This is a genomic window from Frigoribacterium sp. Leaf44 (assembly GCF_001421865.1).
Lineage (GTDB): Bacteria > Actinomycetota > Actinomycetes > Actinomycetales > Microbacteriaceae > Frigoribacterium.
Map to the genome: position 1 here is coordinate 200,083 of NZ_LMLG01000004.1, position 5,627 is coordinate 205,709.

Below are 5,627 nucleotides of genomic sequence, written 5' to 3' on the forward strand. Positions count from 1 at the left end.
GACGGCCCGGCCCGCACGTACGAGGTCCGTACCTTCGGGTGCCAGATGAACGTCCACGACTCCGAGCGGTTGAGTGGTTCGCTCGAGGCGGCCGGCTACGTGGCCGCCGACGGAGCGGAGGCCGACATCGTCGTCATCAACACCTGCGCAGTGCGTGAGAACGCCGACAAGAAGCTCTACGGCACGCTGGGGACCCTCGCCGGCCTGAAGAAGAAGCGCGAAGGCATGCAGATCGCCGTCGGCGGGTGCCTGGCTCAGAAAGACAAAGACGTCATCCTCGACAAAGCGCCGTGGGTCGACGTGGTCTTCGGTACGCACAACATGGGTGCCCTGCCGACACTGCTCGAACGCGCGCGGCACAACGACGAGGCTCAGCTGGAGATCCTCGAGGCGCTCGACGTCTTCCCTTCGACCTTGCCGACCAAGCGCGACTCCACACACAGCGGTTGGGTCTCGATCTCGGTCGGCTGCAACAACACCTGTACTTTCTGCATCGTCCCCTCTCTTCGGGGCAAGGAGAAGGACCGCCGACCCGGCGACATCCTCGCCGAGGTCCAGGCGCTCGTCGACGACGGTGCCGTCGAGGTGACGCTGCTCGGGCAGAACGTGAACTCGTACGGTGTCGAGTTCGGCGATCGGTTCGCCTTCGGCAAGTTGCTGCGGGCCGTCGGGGCGATCCCCGGGCTCGAGCGGGTGCGCTTCACCAGTCCGCACCCGGCGTCCTTCACCGACGACGTCATCGCCGCCATGGCCGAGACGCCCGCCGTGATGCCGCAGCTGCACATGCCCCTGCAGTCGGGGTCCGACCGAGTGCTGCGGGCCATGCGGCGCAGCTACCGCAGCGAGAAGTTCCTCGGCATCATCGACCGTGTGCGCGCGGCCATGCCCGACGCCGCCATCAGCACCGACATCATCGTCGGATTCCCCGGCGAGACCGAGGACGATTTCGCCGAGACCCTCCGGGTCGTCGAGCGGTCCCGGTTCGCCTCGGCCTTCACGTTCCAGTACTCGGTGCGCCCCGGGACGCCCGCGGGCGACATGGCCGAGCAGATCCCGAAGGCCGTCGTCCAAGAACGGTTCGAGCGGCTGACCGCCCTGCAGGGCCGCATCTCGGCCGAAGAGAACCGTCGTCAGGTCGGCCGGACCGTCGACGTCCTCGTGGCCACCGACGAGGGGCGAAAAGACGCCTCCACCCACCGTCTCTCCGGGCGTGCGGAAGACAGCCGCCTCGTCCACTTCGAAGTGCCGCACGGTCGCGCCGTTCCGCGCCCTGGCGACGTCGTCAGCGTGCGCGTCACCGACGCCGCACCGTTCTACCTGCTGGCCGATGCGGTCGAAGGGCCGAAGTCCCTCTACGAGGTCCGTCGCACGCGTGCGGGCGACGCCTGGGACGCTGCGCAGGCCGCTTCGTGCGGGGTGCCGTCCGGGGGCGACGCGACCCGCGCCTCCTCGACGCGGCCGGCGAGGGTGAGCCTCGGTCTGCCCACGCTGCGGGTGGCGACGACGCCGATCTACAGCACGACCGACGACCTCCGCTGACGTGCTGGTCGCGATCGTCGGGGCGACCGGCACAGGGAAGTCCGCCTTCTCGCTGGACCTCGCCGAGGCACTGTCGGCCCGGGGCGAGACGGTCGAGATCGTCAACGCGGACGCCATGCAGCTCTACCGGGGAATGGACGTCGGTACGGCCAAACTGCCGTTCACCGAGCGGCGAGGCATCGCGCATCATCTCCTCGACGTCCTCGACGTCACCGACGAGGCGAGCGTTGAGTGGTATCAGCGCGAAGCCAGGGGTCTCATCGACGGCATCGTGGCGCGCGGGGCGGTGCCGGTCCTCGTCGGTGGGTCCGGGCTCTACGTCTCGAGCGTGTTGTTCGACTTCCGGTTCCCCGGCACCGACCCCGCGATCCGGAGTGGTTACGAGGCGATCGCGGACGAGCGAGGGGCAGGGGCACTGTACGAGTTGCTGCGAGAGCGTGATCCGGCGTCCGCGACGTCGATCGGGCCTTCCAACGCCCGGCGTCTCGTCCGGGCCCTCGAGGTCGGGGACCTCACCGGACGCCCCCTCTCGGGAACGCTGCCCGAGAAATCGTCGCCGTGGCGGCCGTCGAGCGTTTTCGGCGTGGCCGAGGAGCGACCCGTGCTCGTCGAACGTCTCGACCGACGCGTCCACGAGATGTGGCGAGACGGTCTCGTCGACGAGGTACGGCGTCTGCTGCCTCTCGGGCTCGAGCGAGGGGTCACGGCGAGTCGGGCGATCGGCTACGCGCAGGCCGTCGCGCAGCTCCGGGGCGAACTCAGCGAGGGCGACGCCATCGATGCCACGGCGGCCCTCACCCGTCGCTACGCCCGCCGCCAGGCGAGCTGGTTCCGCCGGTACGACGACGTCGAGTGGTCCCGCTCGGGCGACGCCCAGGCGATCGACCGGGCCGTGGCTAGGATTCTGGGGTGACCACCACGCTGCAGTTCACCAAGGGGCAGGGCACGGGCAACGATTTCGTCCTGTTCACCGATCCCGATGCGGGCACCGACCTGAACCCCGCCATGATCCGGGCCCTGGCGGACCGGAGGTTCGGGGTGGGTGGTGACGGGGTCATCCGTGCGGTCCGCACGGCGGCGTTGTCCACCGAGGCGGGCCTGCTCGAGACCGAGCCGCGCGCCGAGTGGTTCATGGACTACCACAACGCCGACGGCAGCCCTGCCGAGATGTGCGGCAACGGCATCCGTGTCTTCGCGCGCTACCTCCTCGAGCGAGGGCTGGTCCAGCTGGGCGAGGACGACGTGCTCGTCGTCGGCACGCGGGCCGGCGCGCGCGAGGTGCGTCGCGACGGCACGGGTTTCCGCGTCGACCTGGGGCCGTGGAGACTCGGCGACGACGATCCGGTCGTCCGAGCGCGAGAGTTGCACGCCGCACGCCCCGGGCTGCCGATCTCGGTGGGCAACCCCCATGTGGTGGTCGCACTCGCCGGAGACGACGAACTGGACGGTCTCGACCTGACCTACGTGCCGATCGTCGACCCGGCCCCGGCCGACGGGGCGAACGTCGAATTCGTGGTCCCGGCCGATCCGCTCGTGGTCGACGGGCTCGGTCGCATCCGCATGCGCGTCCACGAACGCGGCAGTGGCGAGACCCTCTCGTGCGGCACCGGTGCGGCAGCGGCCGCGCTGGCGACGCGGTACTGGGCAGGAGCCTCGGCACCCGAGGCCTGGTTGGTCGAGGTTCCCGGCGGCGTCGTCGGCGTGTCGGTCAGCCATCACGCCGATGGCGAGCACGTCTCGCTCAGCGGGCCGGCCGAACTGGTCTTCACCGGCGCGCTCGAGCTCTGAGCCTCGGCGGGCGCGGCGTCCGGGTCTCGGCGAGGAGTCCGATCAGCCGGCGTCGGTGAGACGCTCGGCGCGCAAGATCCGGTATCCCTTGCTGGTGGAGGCGCGGGTCACGTCCACGACGTCGGCCATGGTCTCGTTCATCCAACGCTGGAGGGAGTCGGCCCCCAAGTTCTTCTGCACGACCAGCCACGCGTCCGACCCCACGTCGAGGCGGGGGAGCCACCGTTCGAGCAGGGAGTGCAGTTCGGCCTTGCCGACCCGGATCGGCGGGTTCGACCAGATCGTCGCGAAGTGCAGGCCGTCGGGAACACCGTCGGGGGTCACGGCGTTGACGTTCTCGAGGCCGACCGACCGCGCGTTCTCGCGCACGAGGTCGAGCACTCTCTCGTTCACGTCGACGGCCCAGACCGTCGCGTCGGGTGACGACAACGCGAGGCTCAGTGTGATGGGGCCCCAGCCGCACCCGACGTCCAGCAGATGGCCCGCCCTCGGCGGCGTCGGCGTGCCCGCCAGCAACACCGAGGTGCCAGGGTCCACGCGGCCCGGGCTGAAGACCCCCGCGGCCGTGGTGAGCGTCAACTCACGCCCCGCGAGGACGACGTCGATCGTCCTGGGCTTGGCCGCGCTGCCGGGCTGGGGTGAGAAGTAGTGCTCGCTGGCCATGCTCGCCAACCTACCGAACATCCGCAGGGGCATCGTTCCCTGCTCTCCGCACACCGAAAGGGTTAGTATCACCCCGATGACAGACCACACCACGACACCGCTCGACTCCGAGCGGAACGACCAGCCCGACGACGTCGTCGCGCGCGTCCTCGATCGTGCGGCCCAGAGGGCCTCCGGTTACACCGTCTTCTCGCCCGCCCAGGCCATCCAGACGCGCTCGCTTCACGACGGGAGCGGCTCCGACGGTGACCAGTCGGAGCGCGACGATCGCCAGGCCCTCCGCCGCGTCGCAGGCCTCTCGACCGAACTGCAGGACGTCACCGAGGTCGAGTACCGCCAACTGCGCCTCGAGAACGTCGTCCTCATCGGCGTGTACTCGCAGGGTTCGATGTCCGACGCCGAGAACTCCCTGCGTGAGCTCGCCGCCCTGGCCGAGACGGCGGGCGCCGTCGTCCTCGACGGGCTGCTGCAGCGACGACTCAACCCCGACCCGAGCACGTACCTGGGCAAGGGCAAAGCCGAAGAGCTGCGGGGAACGGTCGCAGCCCTCGGTGCCGACACCGTCATCGCCGACACCGAACTGGCCCCCAGCCAGCGTCGCGCCCTCGAGGACGTCGTCAAGGTGAAGGTCATCGACCGCACCGCCGTGATCCTCGACATCTTCAGCCAGCACGCCAAGAGCCGCGAGGGAAAGGCGCAGGTCGAACTGGCCCAGCTCGAGTACCTCCTGCCGCGCCTCCGCGGTTGGGGCGAGTCGATGTCGCGCCAGGCCGGTGGGCAAGTCGGAGGTGCGGGTGCCGGGATGGGCAGCCGCGGGCCCGGTGAGACCAAGATCGAGCTCGACCGGCGCCGCATCCACACCCGCATGGCCCGGCTCCGCAAGCAGATCAAAGAGATGAAGCCCGCCCGCGATGCCAAGCGGGCCAACCGTGACCGCAACGAGGTGCCCACCGTCGCCATCGCCGGGTACACGAACGCCGGGAAGTCCAGTCTCCTGAACCGGTTGACGAGTGCGGGCGTCCTGGTCGAGAACGCGCTGTTCGCGACCCTCGACGCGACCGTCCGCAAGAGCGTGACGGCGGACGGTCGTCCCTTCACGTACGCGGACACCGTCGGATTCGTGCGCAACCTGCCGCACCAGCTGGTCGAGGCGTTCCGGTCGACGCTCGAAGAGGTCGAGGCGTCCGACGTGATCGTGCACGTCGTCGACGGGTCGCACCCCGACCCTGCCGCACAGCTCGCCACCGTCCGCGACGTCATCGCCGAAGTCGACGGTCGTGACATCGCCGAGATCGTCGTCTACAACAAGAGTGACCTCGTCGACGACGACCAGCGTCTCGTCCTGCTCGGGCTCGAGCCGACGGCGGTCTTCGTCTCGGCACGGACGGGCGAGGGAATCGACGAGCTGCTGGCTCGCATCGCAGCCGTCCTGCCCGAACCCGAGATCGAGCTCGACCTGTTGGTGCCGTACGACCGGGGCGACGTCGTCTCCCACCTCCACGACTCAGGCCGCATCGTCAGCACCGACTACGAAGAAGAAGGCACACGGGTCCACGCCCGTGTGTACCCGAGCGACGTCGCCGGGCTGACGCCGTACGTGGCCCCCGTGGGCGTGGGGCGCTGACGCCGGGCCCCGC

At 69.8% G+C, this 5,627-nt stretch carries 5 protein-coding genes; 4 read left to right on the forward strand and 1 reads right to left on the reverse strand.

Annotation, left to right across the window (positions count from 1 at the left end; genetic code table 11):
• The 3 genes from miaB to dapF all read left to right on the forward strand — a co-directional run.
• The coding region (gene miaB, locus ASE87_RS07180; RefSeq protein ID WP_082452456.1) for a tRNA (N6-isopentenyl adenosine(37)-C2)-methylthiotransferase MiaB at positions 1 to 1,539 on the forward strand (1,539 nt) is incomplete at its 5' end.
• A gap of 1 nt (position 1,540) precedes the next feature.
• On the forward strand, positions 1,541 to 2,452 hold the full coding sequence (gene miaA, locus ASE87_RS07185) for a tRNA (adenosine(37)-N6)-dimethylallyltransferase MiaA (RefSeq protein WP_043596687.1): 912 nt from the start codon (positions 1,541 to 1,543) through the stop codon (positions 2,450 to 2,452).
• Positions 2,449 to 3,327, forward strand: a complete 879-nt coding sequence (gene dapF, locus ASE87_RS07190; RefSeq protein ID WP_043596689.1) for a diaminopimelate epimerase — start codon at positions 2,449 to 2,451, stop codon at positions 3,325 to 3,327. The genes miaA and dapF overlap by 4 nt, the downstream gene beginning before the upstream one ends.
• A 42-nt stretch (positions 3,328 to 3,369) precedes the next feature.
• Here the strand turns inward: dapF and ASE87_RS07195 are convergent, their stop codons facing one another.
• Complete coding sequence (locus ASE87_RS07195) at positions 3,370 to 3,990, reverse strand: class I SAM-dependent methyltransferase (RefSeq protein ID WP_056227122.1); 621 nt, start codon at positions 3,988 to 3,990, stop codon at positions 3,370 to 3,372.
• A gap of 76 nt (positions 3,991 to 4,066) precedes the next feature.
• Between ASE87_RS07195 and hflX the strand changes: the two genes are divergently transcribed.
• Positions 4,067 to 5,614 carry a GTPase HflX gene (hflX, locus tag ASE87_RS07200; protein ID WP_056227125.1) on the forward strand — a complete coding sequence of 516 codons (1,548 nt, stop codon included), beginning with the start codon at positions 4,067 to 4,069 and terminating at the stop codon, positions 5,612 to 5,614.
• Positions 5,615 to 5,627: the final 13 nt, after the last annotated feature.

Coding starts and splice junctions, on each gene's coding strand:
- ASE87_RS07195 (WP_056227122.1), bottom strand. CDS start 3,990: ATGGCCAGCGAGCACTACTTCTCACCCCAGCCCGGCAGCGCGGCCAAG.
- hflX (WP_056227125.1), top strand. CDS start 4,067: ATGACAGACCACACCACGACACCGCTCGACTCCGAGCGGAACGACCAG.